The sequence below is a fragment of the Gemmatimonas sp. UBA7669 genome (genome assembly GCF_002483225.1).
In the GTDB taxonomy this organism is placed as follows: Bacteria; Gemmatimonadota; Gemmatimonadetes; order Gemmatimonadales; family Gemmatimonadaceae; genus Gemmatimonas.
The window spans coordinates 17,555-39,268 of the sequence record NZ_DLHL01000054.1; the positions used below are offsets into that span (position 1 = coordinate 17,555).

Here is a 21,714-nt window from a genome sequence, read left to right on the forward strand (position 1 = left end):
GCTCCGCGGCCACGGTCAGACCGCTCACGAGACGCTGGCCGCCGCGTCGGCTGTCGCGCCGGCTACCAAGCACTCAGCCAGGCACGCATCGAGGCCTTGCACCGCCCTCGGGAAATCGAAGCCGTCCACCGCATCGCGGAGTCTGGTTGCCGCAGACCGCGCACCACGTGCAGCAAACGCCACGCACACCCGATCGAGCAGGTCATCGTCGAGCTCACCGCGCTGCAGCAACACGCGAAGCCGATCCGCCAACTGCGCCAGCTCCGCGTCGCTCTGCGCCACACCTGGAGCGCCCGCGTCCGGTGCCAGCGGCGACGAGGCCAACTCACCCTCTTCAGTTCGCGCGCGCTCCGTACCGGACAACATCGGAATCTCCGCTTCAACGGCGTCCATCGCCCTATGCAAAGCCCGCATGGATGGACCATCCGCGGCGGTCAGCAGCTCGCGCCACTGTTCTTCCAGGTGAGAGGCCGTGCGTGCCAATTGCGCCAGACCAAGGTTGCCGGCTGCGCCGCGCACGGTGTGCAGCGCGGTCACCACCGCGGCGACCTCAGTGGTCGCGGCCACGTTCCACAGCACGGCGTGCTGCATGGGCACACTCTCCATGAACGTGGCGATGGCGCGCACCACGCGCTCGCGCGTGCCCCACAAACTGATGGCCGTGTCCCAATCGATCACGGGGGCTCCCACCCCCTGCACGGGCAAGACGTCGAGCGGCTGGACGCCGTCGCCGAGCGCCAGCACGCGCGCCATCTCCTCGCGCAGTGCACGCACGTCGATTGGCTTGACAGCGAATCCATCCATGCCGGCCTGCAGCACGGCACGGCGATCCTCGTCGAGCACACTGGCCGTCAGTGCGATGATGGGCGTGGCCTTTCGCTCCGTACCGCGCTCGTACTGCCGTATGAGCCGCGTCGTCTCGAGGCCGTCCATGCCGGGCATGTGCACGTCCATGAGCACGAGGTCGAACGACTCCGCCTGGAACCGCTGCAGCGCGTGTGCGCCATCGGGGACCCGCACGACCTGATGCCCATCGCGAGTGAGCACGGCATCCAGCAGCTCCAGATTCTGCGCGACGTCGTCTGCTGCCAGGATGACCAGCGGGGGAAGCGCGGGTCCGCCAATCGCCGCAGGTGATGTCTCAGGTGCCACGCCCTCGAGCAGCGGAATTCGCACCGTGAAGCAACTGCCCACGCCGGCCGTGCTGGTCACCTCGATACTGCCGCCCATGAGCTCCACCAACTGCCGCGAGATGGTGGTGCCAAGCCCGGTCCCGCCGAATCGCCGGCTGATGGACGCATCAGCCTGCGTGAACGGCGCGAAGATCGTGGCCACCTGCTCCGGGCTCATGCCAATGCCACTGTCTTCAACCGCCACCACCACGCCGTCTGCGCCATCGACGGCGCCGCGCGCAAACCGCACGGTTACGCCACCACGCTCGGTGAACTTGATGGCATTGCCAACGAGATTGGTCAGTACCTGGAGCAGTCGCAATGGATCGCCGCGGAAGTACTCCGGCAGGTCGGACGCATAGTGGGTGACCAGCGACAACCCCTTGTGCTGGGCCCCAAGACGCAACGAAGACTCGATCTGGGCGGCGAGCCCCTTGAGGGAGAAGTCGATCGATTCGAGCTGCAGTCCGTCCTTCTCGAGCCTGGTGGTGTCGAGAATGTCGTTGATGAGGGCGAGCAGCGAACGTGAGGATTGGCGAATGGTGCGCAGATGCGCCCGCTGGGTGCGCGAGAGCTCACCCTGCAGCAGCAACTCCGTGAAGCCGATGATGGAATTCATCGGCGTCCGGATTTCGTGACTCATGTTCGCCAGAAAGGTGCTCTTGGCCGCCGCCGCGCGCTCCGCACGCTCTGCCGTTTCGCGCAGCGAAGCCTCGAGCGCGTGCCGCTCACTGATATCAGTCACAAAGCCGACATACAGCCGCTCACCCGGCAGGTCCATGCGACCCACCGCAAGACGCAGCGGGATGTAGGTCCCATCGCGCCTGAGCCCCATGACTTCCCGTGACTGACCAACCCGCTCGGTGTCGTCGTGCGGCGGTACGCCGTCACCCAGACGGGTGGCGCAGGCATTCCCGCAATCGGGCAGCAGCATGGTGATGTTCTGCAGGCGCAATGCATCGGCGCTCCATCCGAACATGCGCTCAACCGACTGATTGACCGAGACAATGCGACTGCGGTCATCAATGGTGATGATGCCGTCGACGGCTGTCTCCAGCGTAGCGCGCAGCCGGGACTCACTCTCCTCGACGCGCCGATACAGTTCGCGCGATCGGATCAGGTCATTGGTGGCGTAGACCAGCAGCGTGCCGATGATCGTGAATCCCGCCAACAGCAGGGAAGCCACTTCGGTTGTGACCGGGAAGCTTTGGCTGGGAGCAATCGGTGTGCCGGAGACGCGCATGGCCGACATGCCGGTGTAGTGCATGCCGGCAATGGCCAGACCCATGACCAGTCCGCTCACGGCGAAGCGCTGCCGCGGTGAAAGCGCCGTGCCGCGCAGCCCGTACCGAATCCAGAGGGCCAGGGTGGCCAGCGCGGCCGCCACGACAATGGAGAGTCCGAAGATGACCGGATCGTAGGTCATCGCCAGCGACATCTCCATCGCCGTCATGCCGGAGTAGTGCATGGTGCCAATGCCCAACCCTACCAGCAATCCGCTGCCCAGTAGCGCCTTCCGCGACACTTCGGGGCGCGCAAGCAAGCGCAGGGCCGGCCACGACGCGGCGCAGGCCGGCAGGAAGGAGGCCAGTGTCAGGGACACGTCATAGTGCACTTCGGCCGGCACCACGTAGGCCAGCATGCCGATGAAGTGCATCGTCCAGATGCCGCCGGCCAGTGCCAGCGCACCGCTGGCGGTTGCCACATGCCGGTACAGCACCGTTTCGGCGTATCGCGAAATCTGCGCCGACTTGAGCGCCATCGTCGCCGAGAAAACGGCAATGACGAGCGAGAGCAGCACGAGTTCAGGCCGGTACTCACCGCGCAGGACCGTTGCAGCGGCTTCGGCGTGTTGATGCATGAGCTGTGAAAACAGGAGGCGGCGGTGCACGACCCGATCGGAGCGACCGTCGGGGACCGATGCCTCCCCACATTGTGAAGCATCTCACATTGGACGATGCGCAATGGATGTACGTCACCCTCCGCCACCAACACAAAACGCCGGACCCATGGGGCCCGGCGCCTGTGTGATGAACCGTGCATTTCAGAGCGGGAAACGGGACTCGAACCCGCGACCCCAACCTTGGCAAGGTTGTGCTCTACCAACTGAGCTATTCCCGCGTCAACAACCGACCGCGGAATTGTACACCGCATCGGGGTCGCAGACAAGCGCTGCACCCCGACAGGGGTGCAAGGCGGCTGGTGTCACACACGTCACCCCTTGAGCCCCAGCGCGTGCGCGCCGTACCAGAGGGTGTGTGCGAGCAGCCCCGCCAGCGCGGCGTCGCCGCCATTCGCCACGGCCCGCCCCTCCTCGTCCACCCACTCCGCCGCAATGCCCCCGTCAAGGGGAGCGCGGCGTAGCCAGGTCAACACCGACTCGGCGTCCGGACCGAGGAGACGCGCGACCTGCGGCACCAGGGGGCGTGGCGCACCTGCCGGCTCACCAGACTCACCCGGCACACCAAGCGCGCGCACGGTGCGGCGAAACAGCGAATCCTCGCGGTCGAAGGCCTCGTACACGGGAAGCCAGAGCACAGAGGCCACAGCGTCATCACGGGCTCCCTGCCCACCCGCGAGGTCCACCGAGGTGGCCAGTCGCGCCTTCTCGCCACGGTCCATGGCAAAGTGTCGCCGCAGCGCCGCGCGCACGGCCGCCGGGTCCTCGACGCCGGCCGCACTCTCCTCGTCGAGCGTGCGACGGAACACGTCCAGCGCCATGGCCACGGCTGCATTGCCGTGCAGCGTGAAGGGATACTCCGGCGAGTTACCCGAGGGCGTGACTTCGGTGGCGTACAGCGGCACCCGTTCGTCACGACGGGCCGCGATGTCCTCGGCCGCCAGATACAACGTGTCGGCGACGATGGGATCCTCGACGATCTGCTCATCACCGGTGTCGCGGATGTATCGATCGGTTGCGATGGCAAAGGCTGCGGCGCCTTCCAAGGCAAACCCGGGTTGGAACAGCGTGCCATCGAGGTAGTGGACGCCCTGCCCCGGCGCGTAGCCGTGCAATTCACACGCCCGCACGAGCAGCTCGCGCGCCAGCGCGCCATCCGCCAGTTGCACGGCCGGCAAGGTCCACATGAGGGATTCCCAGTCCCGCACGGTGCAGCCGAGACCATGCCAGGGCGCGCGGGTGCGCACGAGGTAATAGTGCGCATCGTCGAGTGCCCGTCCTACACCGTAGAAGTAGGCAAAAAGCAGATTGCGATGGATGAGGCGATCCATCCACTCCGAACCGGTAGTCTGCTCCATGGCCATGAGGGCTTCACGCGTCGCGGTGAGCAGTGCGCGCCATCCCCTTCGGCGCAACACTCCAACGGTTGCCTGTGCGCCGTCACGTTCCGGCCCTACGGCGAGATAGAACGCCACCTGCGCTGCCGCGCCGCTTGCCACGCGCAGCTGACGGCGAATGGCAAAGGGTTGTGGAGCCTGGCTGGTTTCGCCGGTACACTGCAGCGTGGCCGGGCCATCGGCGGCAATGGCCACGGCGACGAGCCCCGGGACAGCCGCCCCCTCGAGGAGCAGCACCTCGTCGTCCGTTCGCGTGACGCGGTGCGCGTCATCGAACGGCCGCGCCGTGCGAACCCGCTGCTGTCGGTGACCGAGCGTGCCTTCGAGTGCCACTTCCACGTCCACATCCTGTGGCCCGCGATTCTCGACGGCCACGGTGTATACCGCACCCGCCATGTCGGCATCACGGCCATACGGCGCGAAGATGGTGCCCCGCAGCACCAGCGTGCCGATGGTGCAGGTAAACGTGGGCAGCCAGCCTGCGGCACGCTCCCAGGCAATGCCTTCGGCCGCCAATGCCTGCACTTCGCCTGCCACCCGCAACACCGGGCGCAGCAGTGGGGTACCGGCACCGGACGCGAAGTCGGCGTGCCCCGCGACCTCGATGGCCGCCCGTGCGCCACGGTGCATCACACCGAGCGCATGAATGGCGCCATCGGTCGGGTTGATGCAGGGGATGGTCAGCCAGTGATTTCCCGTGAGTTGCCACGGGATCGAGGGGATGTTCGCCATCGCGTGCAGGAGTCGCGGTAAGTAGAGTCCATCACTGGGGTTGCGTCACCAGCATTCGTTGACGCTTCCCCCTGAGCGAGCTAATCTAGCCGGTTCGCTCAGCCCCTGTCCGTCTCTTCAGCTGCTGTGTCCGTGGCCTCAGTCCTTCGTCCCGCTCCGATGTTGCGCACGCCGTGCGTTCCACCGCGCTCCTGGTCTCGCGTCGCGCGATCGGCGACGCTGTCGGCCACTCTGTCGGCGGCACTGTCAGCCACGACTCTGGCCGCGGTCTGCGCAGCATCGCTCGTGGCGCTTGTTCCTGCGGCCGCCGCGGCGCAGGCAGTGACCGGCGTGGGAGAAGACGCCATCCCGGTACCGCGTGGCAGTCTGCGCATCGGCACCGGCGGCCTGTGGAACGATTATCGCGAGGCCTGGTCGCGCGAGTCCCCTGGTGGAGCGTATGGTAGAGGACCGCTGCTTGGTGCCTTGAACACCGACCGCCTTGGCACCGGCATACTGGCCACGTTGAGCGATGCGGAGCTGGCGCTGCGCACCCTCACCGGTCAGAGCACGTTTCAGTTGTCCATGGGCCCGCTTGAGGCGCGCGGCCAGGTGCGGCAGAGCATCGCCCCCATCACCCTCGACTATGGCGTCACACGCCGCTTCTCAGTGCGGCTCGTCGTGCCGTACGTCGAATCGCGCGACGCGACGCAGTTCGTGTTGAACCGCACCGGCCTCGGGGCCAATGTGGGCGCCAATCCCGCGTTCGGCACCACGGGGGCTGCGGCGCGGGCCATCAACGGCTCCTTGGTCACGCAGATTGCCACGGCCCGCACACAGTTGGCGGCAGAAATCACGCGCTGCGCCGATGTCGCGGCTACGGGCTGCGATGCCATTCGCGCCGATCCGGCGCGTGCACAGGCCTTGCTGGGCCGCGCGCAGGACATCCGCAGTGCCCTGTTGACCGTGTATGGCGATGCGTCGCGTGGGGGCGCGCCCGTGGTGCCGATCACCGGCAGTGCGCTGCACACGACCATCGTCGGCACGATGACGTCGCTGCGTGACGACTTCACGGCCTTCGGTGTGTCCGCACTGACGGCCACGGGACCATCACCGGCGGCGCTGATTTACGGTCCCGCGGGCATCACCAACATTGCCAGCGACACGGCGTTTGGCGTGGGCTACGAGCGTCTGGGTGATACGCGGCGCGCGGGCATCGGCGACATCGACCTCACTGCCACGTGGCTGCTGTGGGACACGTTCCGCGCCGATCAGGTCGCCCGCCTGCTCGCGCCTCGTCGGGGCATACGGAGCGCCATCAGTGCCGGATGGCGCTTCGGGACGGCGGGTGCAGATCGCACGGAAGACGCCTTCGATGTACCCATTGGCGAAGGCGCGAATGCACTGCTGCTGCGCAGCACCACCGACCTCCTCCTGAACAACTGGGCATGGATGAGCGCCACTCTCCGCGTGGTGCGGCCCCTCGAAGACGAGATCGTGGCCATTGTCCCCCCGCGTGACATCGCGAATACGTTCAGCGGGCCAATCAGCGTCGGGGCCACGACGCGCTCGCTTGGACAGCGCATGGATATCGAGCTCATGCCCCGCGTGGCGGTTGGTTCGTTCTTCGGACTGGCCGCCGGCGTCATCCATCGGCGCTGGAGCAACGATCAGTACTCCGCCACGCCGATTGGCGAGACGCCAAGCAATCCCGCCATCACGTCGTGGACCGTGCCGTCCCGCAGTCTGACGTCGGGCACGGTTGGCGTGACCTTCTCTTCGCTGGCAAGCTACGCGCGCCGGCGCTCGCGCATCCCCGCCGAAGTCATTTACACGCACCAGTTCCCGCTGTCGGGATCAGGCGGCTTTGTACCGGCCGTCTCCAGTGACCGCCTCGAGCTGCGCGTTTACACGGGCTTTCCGCGCCGCTGAGGACCCTTGCGCGTCCGGGACGCGGACGAAGACACGGACGCGCCTTCTGCGTCGGCCGCCGGAATTGGTTCCACATCTTCACCGCGCTCGATGAGTTCCCGCGCATGGGCGCGACTCACCTCGCGATCGGCATCGCCTCCCAACATGCGCGCCACTTCCGTGATGCGCGCATCGCCGGTCACGACAGTGGTGTCGGCCGTGGTGACGGTACCCACCGCGCTCTTGTGCACCACCACATGGTGATGCGCACGCGCCGCGATCTGCGCGAGATGCGATATGGCCAGCACCTGATGATGTGACGCCACCCGGCGCATGAGCGCCCCCACCTGCCAGGCCACGGCGCCACCCACGCCGGCATCCACTTCGTCGAACACCAACGTCGGTACGGCCTGTAGTCGCGCCAGCACCGTGCTCATGGCCAGCAACACACGCGCCAGTTCACCGCCGGAGGCGATGCGCCCGAGTGGCCGCAGTTCGGCGCCGGCATTGAGCGCCGCCACAAACTGCACGGCCTCAGCACCGCGAGGCCCGATCTCGGACAGTCGTTCGAATACCACATCCACGCGTCCGTCAGGCATGCCGAGCTCCGGCAACAGTCCCGACACGGCCTGCGCGTAGTGACGTGCCCCGCCCTGGCGAAGTCGCGTCAGTTCGGCGGCCACCTCCACCAGTGCCCCCTCTGCGGCCGCGCGTGCGTCGGCGATGGCTGCGAGGTCGAGCTCACCACTATCCACAAGTTCCAGTTCGGCCCGCGCGTTGGCCGCTGTGGTGAGCACCTCCGGCAACGAGGGACCATACTTGCGCATCAGACCGAGCAGCGCATCACGACGGCGCTCGAGCGCCCTGAGCCGCTCCGGATCAGCCTCAATCCCTTCAGCGTAGGTTTCGAGCTCTCGCGCCAGTTCTTCCAGCGAATACACGGCCGCGTCAAAGCCGGACTGCAACGCACCCGTGTCCGCATCAATGCGCGCGAGTGACGAAAGGGCGCGTCGCACGCCCGCCAATCGCGACAGCGCGGCACGCTCGTCGCCGGCAATGGCCTGCGCGGCCTGTGCCGCGAGCCCCTGCAGTTCCTCTGCATGCGACAGCCGACGGATCTCGGCCTCCAGCGTGTCATCCTCTCCCACGACCGGATTGACGTCGTCCACTTCGCGCACGACGAAGCGCAAGTAGTCGGCCCGCCGGGCGGCCTCCTGGCGGCGGGCCTCGAGCTCACGCTCACGACGCCGCAACGAGTCGAGCGTGTTGTACGCCTCGGCGACCCGACGCCGCACATCATCGGCCTGTACGTAGGCATCGAGCAGGTCACGCTGATGCTCGGCATCGAGCAACTGCCGGGCATCATGCTGCCCGTGAACCGTGACGAGATGTGCGCCGATCTGCGCGAGTACGGCGGCGGTCACCGGCGAGCCGTTGATCCAGGCCCGCGAGCGACCCTGCGCGGCCACTTCCCGCTTGAGGACGAGCAAGTCGTCGTCACACTCGATGCCCAGCGTGTCGAGCTGCGAACGCAGACCCGGCTGTGCACCGATATCAAACACCCCTTCCACCGTGGCGCGTTCGGCTCCCTGCCGCACGCGGTCAGCCGCTGCACGTTCGCCCAGCAGCATGCCAAGGGCGCCGATGATGAGGGACTTGCCTGCACCGGTTTCACCGGTGAGGACATTGAGGCCAGGAGCGAGCGGCAACACGACCGTATCGATGACGGCCACATTGCGAATGCGCAGTTCGACGAGCATGCCGAGTGACTCCCCTCTTGGCGAATCCGCAGCGCGGAAGACGATCAGGCCGTGTCGCCGTCGCGCTCGGTGAGACCACCCCAACCCAGCTTGCGGCGCAGACGCGAATAGAACGTGGTACCGGGGAAGCGCACGATCTGTACCGGGTTGCGGGACCGACGCACCACCAGCGATTCCCCACCAGTGAAGGTAGTGCCCACCTGGCCGTCGATTGTCACCAAAAGTTCTTCAGGCCCATCATCTGCACGCACCTTGACCTCCACCTGCGGCGGCAGCACCAGCGGCCGCATGGCGAGCGTGTGTGGAGACACCGGCGTCAGCACGATGCTCTCGAATGTGGGCACCACGATGGGTCCACCCGCTGAGAGCGAGTATCCGGTGGAACCGGTCGGCGTGGAGATGATGAGTCCATCGGCCGAGTAGGAGCCGATGAGTTCCTCGTCGACGATGACCGAGAAGCGCACCACACGTGCGAAGCCGCCCTTGTGCAGCACCACGTCGTTGAGCGCACGCCAACTGCACTTCTCGTCACCAGTCTGATCAATGGCACAGGACTCGAGGGTCATGCGTGGCTCGGAGATGTACTCGCCCCGCGCAAAGCGACGCACGCCGTCCTCGAATTCGCTGCCGCTGCAACTGGTGAGGAAGCCCAACCGACCGAGGTTGATCCCGAGAATCGGGACCGAATGCCCCTCCAGCAGTCGCGCCCCTCGCAGCAGGGTGCCATCCCCACCGAGCGTGATGAGCGCATCTACCGACGAGGCGTTGCCGAGGCGCTCGCCCTCTTCGGCGACCTCCCACAAATCGTCTTCGAACGCGAGCGTGAGCCCGAGCGAGGGAGCGATGTCCAGCAGCGTGCCGAGAATGGCCGGCAGGCCGACATAACCGCGATGGCCGACGACGCCGACCCGCATCAGCCGGCGAAGGCTTCCTGATCCCGCAACGCGCGTACCCGATCGGCGATGCCGGCCGGGTCGAGGCCAAGCATGGCCAGCTGCTTCTTGCGCGGCGCGGCGTAGATGATGCGATCGGGTACGCCATGCACCGCAGTGCGCACCTGTGGCGCCAGCCGTTGCACGATGGCCGACATATACGCACCGAAGCCGTTCGTCACCACGCCTTCCTCCACCATGAGCACCTGCGAGTGCTCCGCGAGGATGGCATCGAGGGTGGCGGCATCGTAGGGCTTGATGTAGCGGCAATTGACGACCGTGACATCGAGGCCTTCGCTGGCGAGCTGCGTGGCGGCGGCCATGGACGGCTCGACCATGGTGCCGACCGAAAGAATGGCGACGTCGCGGCCGCGGCGCAGCACTTCCCAGGTGGCGTAGGGCACTGCAGGCACATCGGCAAACGCCGGCGGCTCGTCCGGTGTGACATCACGCGGATAGCGGAAGCAGAACGGCCCGTCCTCATGCTCGACGGCCGCCCGCAACAGTCCGAGCAACTCGGTACCGTTGCGCGGTGCCGTCACGGTCATGTTGGGCACCGTGAGCATGTAGGGGATGTCGTAGAGCCCCATGTGCGTCTCGCCATCTTCTCCGACGAGTCCGGCGCGGTCCATGGCAAACACCACTGGCAGCTTCTGCAACGCCGCGTCGTGAATGATGTTGTCATAGCCGCGCTGCAGGAACGTGGAGTAGATGGTGACGATGGGGCGCACGCCGCGCGTGGCGAGGCCCGCCGCAAACGTCACACCGTGTCCCTCGGCGATCCCCACATCGAAGAACCGCTCAGGAAAGGCTTTGGCGAAGGCCGCCGTGCCCGTCCCACCGGGCATGGCCGCCGTGATCACGGCCACGTCTTTGCGTTCCGCACCGAGTTCCGCGAGGCCCTTGCCGTACACGGCGGTGTAGGCCGGATTGCCCGATGTGGCGTTGAGCACCTTGCCCGTCGCGGGATCGTGCCCCGGCGGCAAGGCGTGCCACTTCTCCCCGTGATCACCGGCAGGGAAGCCACGGCCCTTCTGCGTGATGACGTGCACGAGTCGCGGCGTATTCATGCCACGCACGGCCGAGAACGTATCGAGCAGCGCATCGATGTCGTGGCCGTCAATGGGTCCGAAGTAGCGGAAGCCCAGTTCCTCGAACAGTACGCCGGGCGTCAGGAACGACTTGACGCTCTCTTCCCACTTGCGCAGCAAAGTGCCGGCCGACTGGAACGGACCGGGGGCCTGGTCGACAATCTCGCCGATGCGCGAACGCAGCCGGTTGTACAGCGGATTGCGCTGGATGCTGGTGAGATACTTGTGCATCGCACCGACATTGGGCGCGATGGACATCTCGTTGTCGTTGAGCACGACGATGATGTCACGATCGCTGTGACCGGCGTTGTTGAGCCCCTCGTATGCGAGCCCAGAACCCAGCGAGCCATCACCGATGACCGCCGCGACCTTGAACTGCTCACCCATGACGTCGCGACCTGCGGCCATGCCAAGCGCCGCAGAAATCGCGGTGGCGGCGTGGCCCGCGCCGAAGGTGTCGTACTCACTCTCGGTGCGCTTGAGGAAGCCGGAAAGCCCGCCTTCCTGCCGCAGCGTCTCCAGCTGGTCGTTACGGCCCGTCAGCAACTTGTGCGGATAGCCCTGATGTCCGACATCCCACACGATCTGGTCGTTGGGCGTGTCAAACACGGCGTGCAGGGCGATGGTGAGCTCCACCACGCCAAGACCGGCTCCGATGTGCCCGCCCGTTCGGGAGCAGACGTCGATAAGCCGCTCGCGCATTTCCTGCGCCAGCAGGCGCAGGTCGTCGCGCGAGAGGCGTCGCACGTCAGCGGGTGAAGCGATGCCAGGGAGTAGGGACATGGGAAGAGATGCTGAAGGGTCAGGACCGGCGTTCAACGATGTAGCGCGCGAGGAACTCGAGGGTGGGTGTCAGCAACCCCTCGTCCTGCAAAGCCGCGCAGGCATCGTCGACCAACGCCACGGCCCGTTCGACCGCGCCGTCCACGCCTAGCAACGCGGGATAGGTGCTCTTGTGCAGATCGATATCGCGGCCGGCCGTCTTGCCGAGTTCGTCGGTCGTCGCCGTGATGTCGAGTACGTCGTCGGCGATTTGGAACGCGAGGCCGATGGAGGCGCCGTAGCGCGCCAGGGCGTCAATGCGCGATGCGCCGGCGTGGGCGGCGCGCGCACCCACTGTCACCGACGCCATGATGAGGGCGCCGGTCTTGAGGCGATGCACACGCTCGAGGTCTTCGAGTGACATGCGGCGACCTTCGGCCTCCAGATCAAGCAACTGGCCGCCGATCATGCCGCCACCACCGGATGCGCGCATGAGGTCGCGCACGATGTCGCCGCACACCTCAGGCGAGAGCCCGAGCTGCATGGCACCGTGCCAGGCGCTGCGTGCGGCCAACGGCACCATGGCAAGACCGGCGGCCGTAGCCACGGGGACACCATATACGCGGTGCACGGTGGGACGGCCGCGGCGCACATCATCGTCGTCCATGCACGGCAAGTCGTCGTGCACCAGTGAGTAGGCATGCACCACTTCGACCGACGCCGCGAGGTCGAGCGCATCACCGGTGCCGCCGCAGGCGCGGTAGGCCTCCAGCAGCAGGATGGCGCGCAGCCGCTTGCCCTCACCCAGTAGCGCGTAGCGAATGGCCTCGGCCGTAAGCGGCGCGAGGTCGCCCAGCCAGCGTGCACAGAATCCGTCGAGTGTGCGCTGCACGGCACTGCGCGTGGCCGTGAAAGCCTGCACGGTGTCCTGTGGCACACCGTCGAGTCGCGGAGCGGTGGTGGATTCCATGGCGCTCAGCGCTCGAACTCCACGAGATCGAAGGAGCCGTCGGCGGCTTCCGCCAACTGCTGCACCCGCGCGTCTACCGTTTTGAGAGCCGCCGAGGCGGAACGCAGATGGGTGATGCCTTCTTCGAACAATCGGAGCGACCGGTCCAAGTCCAGCTCGTTGCGCTCCAGCTCGCGGACAATGTCCTCGAGACGCGCCAACGACTGCTCGAACGGGATGTCACTCATGTAAGCTCCTCGGACTTCATGGGGCCTTCGACCTCCGGCGACAGGTTCGGTCGTGCACGATGCCCAGTCACGACGGCGTCCACGAGGCCGTCCCGCACCCAGAGCTCGAAGGCTTCTCCACGAACAAACTCCGCACTCCTGCTCAAAGTAGCACCGCCAGCCGTCCGCGCCACCACAAATCCTCTCGCGAGCGTTTCCAGCGGCGACAGGGCCTGCAGCTGGGACGCGAGGGCGCTGAGCCGCGCCTCACGCCGCTCCACGTTGCGTCGCGCCGCCAGTGCCAGGCGCTGACGCACCTGGCGGAGCGCCGCCACCGCCCGATCCTCACGACGCTGCGCCGCCGACACCAACCGTTTGGCCAACGCGTCCACGCGAGCCAGGGTTTCTCGGCGAGACGGGACCGCCAGTTCGGCAGCCGCAGAGGGTGTTGCGGCACGCACGTCGGCCACCAAATCGCAGAGACTGATGTCTGTTTCGTGGCCAACGGCTGACACGGTGGGCAGCGGGCACTGGGCCAGCGCGCGCGCCACCCGTTCGTCGTTGAAGGCCCACAGGTCCTCACGCGAGCCGCCACCCCGCCCCATGATGACGAGGTCCGCCTCGCCCCAGCGCGCCACCTGTTCGAGTGCCTGAATGAGGGACTCGGGCGCACCCTCGCCCTGCACCTTGGCCGGCACCACCACCAACTCCACGTCGGCGCTTCGCCCACGGGTGACGGTGATGATGTCATGCAGCGCCGCACCATCGGGGCTGGTGATGACCGCGATCCGACGAGGAAAGGCAGGCAGTGGCCGTTTGCGCGAGGGGTCAAGCAGCCCATCACGCTCAAGCCGCAAACGCGCCTGCTCCAAGGCCTTGCGCCACAGCCCATCACCTGCTGCCTCAAGTGCCCGCACCGAAAACTGCAGGTCGCCCCGCACCGGCCACACCGTCATCTGACCAAGTGCCATGACCGCCATGCCCTCATCGGGCGGCGCCGGAATGCGCTTGGCGGCCGAGCTCCAGATGACGCAGTTCACCTGCGCCTCGGCATCGCGCAGCGAGAAGTACCAATGGCCGTTGCGATGCGCCTTGAAGTTGGTGACTTCCCCGCGCACCCAAAGTGGCGGGAACGCGCCCTCGATGAGATCCTTGGCCGCTGACGTGAGCGTGTGCACGGAAATCGCGCTCTCCGGCGCACTGCCCGGATTGTCCGCCACGTCGGTATGCACCGACGGCCCGGAGCCGCTGGTGCGACGCGAGGCCATAGTCAGCGGGTACCCGCCAGTCCGGCAGACCCCATGAGGGTCCGTTCGGCCGCCCGCACCGTGTTGCGCAGCAGCATGGCGATGGTCATCGGCCCCACACCGCCAGGCACAGGCGTGATCTTCGACGCGACTTCAACGGCGCTGTCAAAGTGCACGTCGCCACAGAGGCGCGTTCCCTTGGCCCTGGTGGGGTCAGGCTTGGTATTCATGCCCACGTCGATTACCACCGCCCCGGGCTTGATCATGTCGCCCGTGATCATCTCGGCGCGCCCGATGGCCGCGATGAGGATGTCGGCGCGGCGGGTGTGGTAGGCGAGATCGCGCGTGCGGCTGTGGCAGACCGTGACCGTGGCATCACCACCGGCCCGCCCCTGCACCAACAGCGCCGCCATCGGCTTGCCGACGATGTTGCTGCGGCCCACCACTACCGCTTCGGCACCGCGCGTCTCCACGCCACTGCGCAGCAGCAACTCGATGACTCCGGCCGGCGTGCAGGACACGAAGCCGTCGGTATGCCCAATGAGCAGCTTGCCGACATTCTCCGGGTGAAACCCATCGACGTCCTTGTCGGGCCGGATATGCCGAATGACGGTGTCCGGATCAATGTGTTTGGGCAGCGGCATCTGCACGAGAATGCCATGCACCGTGGGGTCGGCATTGAGCTGCTCGACGAGCGCAAGCAGCTCGGCCTGCGAGGTGCTCGCCGGCAGGCGGATGGTGCCGCCAACCATGCCTGCCGCCTTGGAGGCCTTTTCCTTGGCGCCGACGTACGTGGCACTGGCCGCATCGTCGCCGACCAGCACGACGGTCAATCCAGGCACCACGCCCTGGGCGCTGAGACGCAGTACGTCGGCCGCCACTTCGCCACGAATCGCTTCCGCGATTGCTTTTCCATCGATCAGTTCAGCGCGCAAAGTCCACCGCCCGGCTTTCGCGAATGACCACGACCTTGATCTGGCCGGGGTACTGCAACTCCGATTCGATCCGTCGTGCGATCTCGTCCGACATGGCCGTCATGCGCACATCGTCGACCTGCTCCGGCGTGACCACCACCCGCACTTCCCGACCCGCCTGGATGGCAAACACGCGCTCCACGCCCCGATAGCTCGACGCGATCTTCTCGAGTCCTTCGAGACGTTTCACGTAGGTTTCGAACGCCTCGCGGCGCGCACCGGGGCGCGATCCGGAAATGCCATCGGCGGCCTGCACCAGCACCGACACTTCACTCTCGTGCGGCACGTCGTCGTGATGCGCGGCAATGCAATTGACCACCAGCGGGTTCTCGCCGTACTTGGTGGCCACCTCCACCCCCAACTGCACGTGCGTGCCCTCGTGCTCGTGGGTGAGCACCTTGCCGATGTCGTGCAGCAGCGCGCCACGCTTGGCCAGCGCCACGTCGAGACCCAACTCCGCCGCCATCATGCCGGCCAGCCACGCCACTTCCTTGCTGTGCGCGAGAATGTTCTGGCCGTAACTGGTCCGCCAGCGCATGCGGCCGATGAGTTTGATGAGTTCCGGGTGCAATCCGGTGACTCCCACATCGTAAGCCGCCTGCTCACCGGTTTCGATGATGGCGACATCCACTTCCTTGCGCGCCTTGGCCACCACTTCTTCGATGCGGCCCGGATGGATGCGCCCGTCGCTGACCAGCTTTTCCAGTGCCAGACGCGCCGTCTCGCGGCGCACCGGATCGAAGCACGACACCACCACGGTATCCGGCGTGTCGTCGATGATGACGTCGACGCCGGTGGCCAGTTCGAAGGCACGAATGTTCCGCCCTTCGCGTCCGATGATGCGGCCCTTCATTTCGTCGTTGGGCAGCGCCACCGCCGACACCGTCGACTCCGCGGTCGTTTCAGCGGCCACCCGCTGCACGGCCAGCGCCACGATCTTCTTGGCTTCGCGTTCCGCATTCCGCTTGGCCGACTCGCGGATCTCGCGCAGCCGGCTTGCGGCATCGGCCATGGCTTCGTCTTCCAGACGACGCACCAGCTCTGCCTTGGCGGCCTCGGCGCTCATCCCCGCCAATTGTTCGAGGCGGCGCCGCTCGTCAGACACCAGGCGTTCGAGCTCGGCCTCCCGTGCCAGGTTGCCCTGCGCCTTGTCCTCCAGTTCACGGGCCCGACGCACCAGGTCCTGTTCACGACCCTCAAGCGACTCACGGGCGCGATCGATCTGCGACTCGCGCTCGGACAGTCGCTTCTCGTCGCGCTCCACATCGCTGCGACGCTTGCGCACTTCCTGCTCGAGCGACTCGCGCAACTGGAGGATTTCTTCCTTGCCTTCCACCACGGCGGTTTTGCGCACCGTGTCGGCTTCGCGCCTGGCCTCCTCGAGAATGCGGGCGGCGGTCTCCTCAGCTGTTGCCTTGGCCCGCTGCTGCGCCGCCACCTCGGCCTGGCGCCCCAAACCCCGCCCCCACACAAACGTGAGGACGGCCACGACTGCACCTGCGACGCCGATCAGCGCCGCGAGGGGAATCTCGCCCATGGGGATCTATGCTCCACCGCGTCGGGAACGCGGGTTGGATCGTAAACAACCGGATCTATCGCTCGCACAGCCCGTTACGTGACATCTGCGCAAGATGCGCACGACACCGCGGCCACGGCACAATCCATGCCCTGGCCGAACAGACAGCTGCTCATGTCAACGTACGGTGCGTCCGGTGCCCCCGCAACATCCAGCGGGACGAGTCGACGGGACGAATTGCGACGGCTAGCCGCCAAGCTCCTCGCCGCGCTTCGCGGGCGGAAGCAGCGGGCGAATATCCGCCGCCAACTGCCGCATGTCGTCTGTGAGCGCCTCCAGCGCGCCCCGTTCGCGAAACAGGTCGTCGGTGATCTGCAGTGCAGCCAGAATGGCCGCCTTCTGGGTCTCCACCGTGGAACTACCCGACATCACCGCCCGAATGGTCCGGTCCACGTGTTCGGCCACTGCCTTCGTATGTTCGGCCGAGGCCTCGGTGCGCAGGGTGTATTCGTCCCCCATGATGCGCACCTTCACCACCGTGCGTCCGTCGATCATCGCTCCACCCCCAGGCTGACCTGCTGCCGGAGGAAGCGCATGCGCTCCGTGAGTTGCCCGGCCTTTTCGCGCGCTTCGCCGAGACGCTGCCGGAGCAGCTGATTTTCTTCGGCCAGCGCCTGGTCCTGCGCTTCCGGGGTGGCGCGCGACAGCGCGTCGGCAAGCGCTGTCTGCGCGCGCTGGAGATCCTGACGGGCGCTGGCCAACTGGGCCTGCAGGGTCCGGGTTTCCATCACGGCAGCGTCGCGGCCACCCTGAAGGTCCTCCACCTGCTGACGCACTTCATCGAGCTTGCCACTCATGCCGGCAAGGATCTGCTCCAACTCGCGGGCACGCGCCTCCGCGGAGAGTGCCCGCCGGCGGTATCCCGCCAGCTGGTCACTCAGGTTGCGAACCAGCGTGTCGAGTTCGCGAAACGCGGACGAATCAGAGCGCACGAGGACGGATACCCAGTTCCTGGTCGAGGAGGTCCAGCAGTCGGGCCCTGCGCCCGTCGATTTCCTTGTCCCTGAGCGTGCGCTCCGGATGGCGCCATGTCAAACGCCAGGCCAGGCTGCGGTGCCCGGCCGGCACGCCCGCGCCGCGGAACTCGTCGAACAGGGCGACCTGCTCGAGCAATTCTCCGCCAGCTCGGCGCAGGGCCTGCTCTACGCTTTCAGCGGTGACGCCGTCAGGCACCAGCAACGCCAGGTCGATCTCGGCGGCCGGCGTGGTGGGCAGCGGCACGTAGCGGACTGCCCACGTGGCCCCCGATTCCCGCTCGGCGGGTGCGTGGGCATTGCGACCAGCCGCGGCGATGTCATCCGACGACATCACGCCAAGCGTGATTTCCACGCCAAACGCCTCACTGGCCCACACCGGCTTGTCGAGCGTGAGCTGATGGACGGCGCCCACGTCACGGTTGTCGGCGCGAACGGTCCACAACAGACCGGCGACATCATTGGCCGTGCGGGGCACGGTGCGCACAGACGCCCCGGGGAACGCCGCCGCGGCCATGCGTTCGGCCAGATCCCGTGCGTCCCACGCATCGTACGCCGGCGGCTCAGGTTCGGTGAAGTGCGGAGGCCGACGTGCGCCCATGAGCAGCGCCCCCACGCGTGTTTCCTCGAGCGGCAGTCGACCGGCACGTGGCGTGAACACGTTGCCGATTTCGAAGAGCCGCAGGTTGCCCTGCATGCGCGAGAGGTTGTATTCGGCGCGGCGAGCCAGCGTGTCGAGCACACTGGCACGCAGATAGGGCTCGTCTTCCGCGAGCGGATTGCGCACGCGCGGCGTGTCCGCACCACCCGTTGCCGTGAAGGGCATGGGGCGCGCCTCTGCGAGGCCCTGCCCCACGAGCAGATCCCGAACGCGCCGCGACGCCAGGTGCACGGGATGATCGGGTGCAGAACCCGGCCGGAACGCACGCAGCTCATCGGGCAGCGCATCAAAACCCACCAGACGCGCCACTTCCTCGATGAGATCCACTTCGAGCAACAGGTCGTGTCGCCACGAGGGCGCCATGACCTGCCAGGCCTCGCCGTGTGCGTGCACGCTGCACCCCAGGGCCTGCAGGTGCTGCGCGATGACCGCGTCATCGATGGGGGCACCGAGCAGGCGCGCCAGACGCGCCGGGCGGAGCGTCACCGCAGGCCGAGCCTGTGGTGACGTACCCACGTCCAGTACCTCCACCACCTCACCAGCAGCGACCTGCACGATGAGTGCAGCGGCGGCACGTGCAACACGCAGTGTGTCGCCGGCATCCACGCCGCGCTCGAAACGATAGCTGGCATCAGTGTTGAGTCCGAGCGCCTTGCGCACACGACGCACGAAGCGCGCATCGAAGTGTGCGACCTCGAGCAGTACGTCGGTGGTGGCGTCCGTCACTTCGCTGTCGAGTCCGCCCATGACGCCAGCCAGGCCAACCGGACGTTCGGCGTCGCAGATGACGGTGGTGCCAACCGGGAGCGCACGTGACACGCCATCAAGCGTGACCAACGTTTCCCCCTCACGTGTCTGGCGCACATGGATGTGGCGACCACCCAGCTTGGCCAGATCGAAGGCATGCACCGGCTGACCGAAGCCATGCAGCACATAGTTCGTGGCATCAACCACGTTGCTGATGCTGCGAAGCCCCACGCTTTCAAGTCGCGCCTTGAGCCAGTCGGGGCTTGGGCCGGCGGTCACGCCGCGAATGACGACCGCCACGTAGCGCGAACAGTCGCCGGGTTCCTCCAGGGTCACTGAGGCGTGTGCGCCCCGCGCTTCGCTGGCCCCGTGAATGGCAGGCACCTCGCTGAGCGGCTGCGTGAGTTCGGCCGGCAACTCGCGCAGCGTGCCCCCGAGAATCGCGGCGACCTCACGCGCGACCCCGCGATGCGACAGCAGGTCGGGACGGTTGGGCAACACATCGAGATCGAGTCGCGCATCGGCGACCTGCAGCACTTCGAGCAGGGGTGTACCGGGCGCCACGGCGGTATCGAGCGTCAGAATGCCGTCGTGTTCCTCGCCGAGTCCCAGTTCACGCGCCGAACACAGCATGCCATTGGATGTCTCGCCGCGGATCTTGCGCTTTTCGATCTTGAGTCCGCCAGGCATGACGGTGCCGGTGCGCGCAAACGGGTACTTGTGGCCCGCCACCACGTTCGGCGCGCCACACACCACGTCGAGCAAGGTGCCACTGCCGTCATCGACCTTGGTCACCCAGAGGCGATCGGAGTTGGGATGCCGTCCCGCCTCCACCACCTGCGCCACCACAAAGCCGCTCAGGTGCGCACCGAGCGATTCGATGCCGTCGAGTGTGACGCAGTGACGACTGAGGGCCTCGCCCACTTCGTCGGCGCTCCGCGCATGCGGAACGAACTGCTTGAGCCATTCGTGCGAAACGATCATCGAGCAAACTGCTCCAGGAAGCGAACGTCTGAGTCGTAGAGAACGCGAATGTCGTTGATGCCGTATCGCGACATGGCGATGCGCGCGGGGCCCATGCCGAAGGCCCAGCCGGTGTAGCGCTCACTGTCGAGCCCCGCCGACTCGATCACGTTGGGATGCACCATGCCACAGCCAAGGATCTCCACCCAGCGCAGCCCCTTGCCGTCGCCGAGATCCACCTCGACATCCATCTGGGCCCCGGGTTCGACGAACGGGAAGTACGAGGGGCCGAAGCGCACGCGCCGGGTGGCGCCGTAGAAGCGGCGCGCGAATTCCGCCAGCGTGGCCTTGAGATCCACGAAGCTCACGCCCTCGTCGATGGCGAGGCCTTCGAGCTGCATGAACGCCGGTGCGTGTGTGGCATCGAAGAAGTCACGGCGATACACCTGCCCCGGCGCCAGCACACGAATGGGCGGCGCGTAGCGCTGCATGGTGCGCACCTGCACGGGCGAGGTGTGCGTGCGCAGCAGCGTGTCTTCACCGAGATAGAGCGTGTCGTGCAACTCCATGGCCGGATGATCGGCCGGGAAGTTGAGCGCGCCGAAGTTGTACCACTCCGTTTCCGCTTCGGGCCCGAGCGCCACGGTGAAGCCGAGTTCGCGGAAGATGTCGCAGATTTCGTCGATCACGAGCGTGACCGGATGCACCGCTCCACGCCAACTGCGACGGCCCGGCATCGTGAGATCAACCTGCTCCGTTCCGCTGGCAGCGGCGAGGCGCGCGGCGAAGGCGTCCAATGCGTCCTGGATGGCCGTCTTGAGCGAATTGAAGGCCGAGCCGGCAGCGCGCCGATCTTCAGCCGGCAGCGCGCGCAGGGCGCCCTGCAGCGCGTTGAGTCGGTCGTCCTTGAGCGCGTTGAGCTGGCCCTTGGCGACATCGAGTCGCGTGGCCGGGTCGAGGCTGTCGAGCAGAGCGCGGCAGTCGCGGGCAAGCGCCTCGGCCTGCGCGAGATAGTCGGAGAGGATCACGAGGGCAAAGCCAGAGGATCGAAGACGGGTGCAGAAAGGGCCGGCATCTGACGACGCCGGCCCTGCAACTTAACTGCGCCGGTGCGCGCCGCGGTGAGTGCGACGCGCCGGCTGGCCCGAAGGCCGCAACTCAGGCCGCTGCCTTGGCCTCGAGCGCCTTGCGCGCCTGTTCGGCAATGGCCGCAAAGGCCTCGGGCTCGTTCACCGCGAGGTCGGAGAGGACCTTGCGATCGACTTCGAGACCGGCCGCATGCAGGCCGTTGATGAACGCGCTGTACGACATGTCGTGCAGGCGGGCGGCGGCGTTGATACGCACGATCCAGAGGCGACGGAAATCGCGCTTCTTGTTCTTGCGATCGCGGTAGGCATAGCGCCAGCCACGCTCCACGGTTTCCTTGGCCGCCTTCCAGAGCTTGGACCGGCCACCAAAGGCACCCTTGGCGTGCTTGAGGATCTGCTTCTTGCGCTTGAGACGAACGACGTTGGACTTGACGCGTGGCATAGTCGGTTATCCTCAGGCCACGAGAAGACGCTTGATACGCTTCGCTTCGCCGTTGGTCTCCACGATCGTGGGACGGCGCAGGTCGCGCTTCTTCTTGCCCGACATCTTGGTCAGGATGTGGCTCTTGTACGCCTTCAGGCGCCGCACCTTCCCCGAGCCCGTCACGGAGAAGCGCTTCTTGGCGCCACTGTGGGTCTTCATCTTCGGCATGATATGCTCACGTCAGCGGT

17 protein-coding genes and 1 tRNA gene are annotated in these 21,714 nt (G+C 66.7%); 1 reads left to right on the forward strand and 17 read right to left on the reverse strand.

Annotation, left to right across the window (positions count from 1 at the left end; all coding sequences use genetic code 11):
* Nucleotides 1-24: 24 nt before the first annotated feature.
* The 3 genes from B2747_RS16475 to B2747_RS16485 form a co-directional block, all read right to left on the reverse strand.
* Entirely contained in the window at nt 25-3,063 is a 3,039-nt protein-coding gene (locus tag B2747_RS16475; protein ID WP_291163411.1) for an MHYT domain-containing protein, read from the reverse strand.
* A 157-nt stretch (nt 3,064-3,220) separates the two neighbouring features.
* Nucleotides 3,221-3,293: transfer RNA gene (locus B2747_RS16480), tRNA-Gly, on the reverse strand.
* Nucleotides 3,294-3,386: 93 nt separating this feature from the next.
* Nucleotides 3,387-5,201 carry a hypothetical protein gene (locus B2747_RS16485; protein WP_291163414.1) on the reverse strand — a complete coding sequence of 605 codons (1,815 nt, stop codon included), beginning with the start codon at nt 5,199-5,201 and terminating at the stop codon, nt 3,387-3,389.
* A 285-nt stretch (nt 5,202-5,486) separates the two neighbouring features.
* On the opposite strand from B2747_RS16485, the gene B2747_RS16490 reads away from it, so the two are divergent.
* Nucleotides 5,487-7,112: a hypothetical protein gene (locus B2747_RS16490; RefSeq protein WP_291163418.1), complete on the forward strand. Its 1,626-nt coding sequence runs from the start codon at nt 5,487-5,489 to the stop codon at nt 7,110-7,112.
* Here B2747_RS16490 and recN read toward each other — a convergent pair.
* The 14 genes from recN to rpmI form a co-directional block, all read right to left on the reverse strand.
* Nucleotides 7,088-8,851 (reverse strand): DNA repair protein RecN, encoded by a 1,764-nt coding sequence (gene recN / locus B2747_RS16495; protein ID WP_291163421.1) that lies wholly within the window; start codon nt 8,849-8,851, stop codon nt 7,088-7,090. The genes B2747_RS16490 and recN overlap by 25 nt on opposite strands.
* Before the next feature lie 44 nt (nt 8,852-8,895).
* Entirely contained in the window at nt 8,896-9,765 is an 870-nt protein-coding gene (locus B2747_RS16500; RefSeq protein WP_291163423.1) for an NAD(+)/NADH kinase, read from the reverse strand.
* Complete coding sequence (gene dxs, locus B2747_RS16505; protein ID WP_291163426.1) at nt 9,765-11,657, reverse strand: 1-deoxy-D-xylulose-5-phosphate synthase; 1,893 nt, start codon at nt 11,655-11,657, stop codon at nt 9,765-9,767. Before dxs ends, B2747_RS16500 begins: the two co-directional genes overlap by 1 nt.
* A 19-nt stretch (nt 11,658-11,676) precedes the next feature.
* Nucleotides 11,677-12,606 (reverse strand): polyprenyl synthetase family protein, encoded by a 930-nt coding sequence (locus tag B2747_RS16510; protein WP_291163429.1) that lies wholly within the window; start codon nt 12,604-12,606, stop codon nt 11,677-11,679.
* Between the two features lie 5 nt (nt 12,607-12,611).
* Nucleotides 12,612-12,833: an exodeoxyribonuclease VII small subunit gene (gene xseB, locus B2747_RS16515; protein ID WP_291163432.1), complete on the reverse strand. Its 222-nt coding sequence runs from the start codon at nt 12,831-12,833 to the stop codon at nt 12,612-12,614.
* Complete coding sequence (gene xseA, locus B2747_RS16520) at nt 12,830-14,080, reverse strand: exodeoxyribonuclease VII large subunit (protein ID WP_291163435.1); 1,251 nt, start codon at nt 14,078-14,080, stop codon at nt 12,830-12,832. The genes xseB and xseA overlap by 4 nt, the downstream gene beginning before the upstream one ends.
* A 2-nt stretch (nt 14,081-14,082) precedes the next feature.
* On the reverse strand, nt 14,083-14,994 hold the full coding sequence (locus B2747_RS16525; protein ID WP_291163438.1) for a bifunctional 5,10-methylenetetrahydrofolate dehydrogenase/5,10-methenyltetrahydrofolate cyclohydrolase: 912 nt from the start codon (nt 14,992-14,994) through the stop codon (nt 14,083-14,085).
* Nucleotides 14,984-16,570 (reverse strand): ribonuclease Y, encoded by a 1,587-nt coding sequence (gene rny / locus B2747_RS16530; RefSeq protein ID WP_291163441.1) that lies wholly within the window; start codon nt 16,568-16,570, stop codon nt 14,984-14,986. Before rny ends, B2747_RS16525 begins: the two co-directional genes overlap by 11 nt.
* A 225-nt stretch (nt 16,571-16,795) precedes the next feature.
* The gene (locus B2747_RS16535; protein ID WP_291163444.1) at nt 16,796-17,104 is read right to left on the reverse strand and encodes a cell division protein ZapA; all 309 of its coding nucleotides are present in this window, start codon (nt 17,102-17,104) and stop codon (nt 16,796-16,798) included.
* A complete protein-coding gene (locus B2747_RS16540; RefSeq protein WP_291163447.1) occupies nt 17,101-17,541 on the reverse strand; it encodes a hypothetical protein in 441 nt (146 codons plus the stop codon). Before B2747_RS16540 ends, B2747_RS16535 begins: the two co-directional genes overlap by 4 nt.
* On the reverse strand, nt 17,531-19,975 hold the full coding sequence (gene pheT / locus B2747_RS16545) for a phenylalanine--tRNA ligase subunit beta (protein WP_291163449.1): 2,445 nt from the start codon (nt 19,973-19,975) through the stop codon (nt 17,531-17,533). The genes B2747_RS16540 and pheT overlap by 11 nt, the downstream gene beginning before the upstream one ends.
* The gene (pheS, locus tag B2747_RS16550; protein WP_291163452.1) at nt 19,972-20,982 is read right to left on the reverse strand and encodes a phenylalanine--tRNA ligase subunit alpha; all 1,011 of its coding nucleotides are present in this window, start codon (nt 20,980-20,982) and stop codon (nt 19,972-19,974) included. Before pheS ends, pheT begins: the two co-directional genes overlap by 4 nt.
* A 130-nt stretch (nt 20,983-21,112) precedes the next feature.
* Nucleotides 21,113-21,484 carry a 50S ribosomal protein L20 gene (rplT, locus tag B2747_RS16555; RefSeq protein WP_291163454.1) on the reverse strand — a complete coding sequence of 124 codons (372 nt, stop codon included), beginning with the start codon at nt 21,482-21,484 and terminating at the stop codon, nt 21,113-21,115.
* A gap of 12 nt (nt 21,485-21,496) precedes the next feature.
* Nucleotides 21,497-21,694 (reverse strand): 50S ribosomal protein L35, encoded by a 198-nt coding sequence (rpmI, locus tag B2747_RS16560; RefSeq protein WP_012683366.1) that lies wholly within the window; start codon nt 21,692-21,694, stop codon nt 21,497-21,499.
* Nucleotides 21,695-21,714 lie beyond the last annotated feature (20 nt).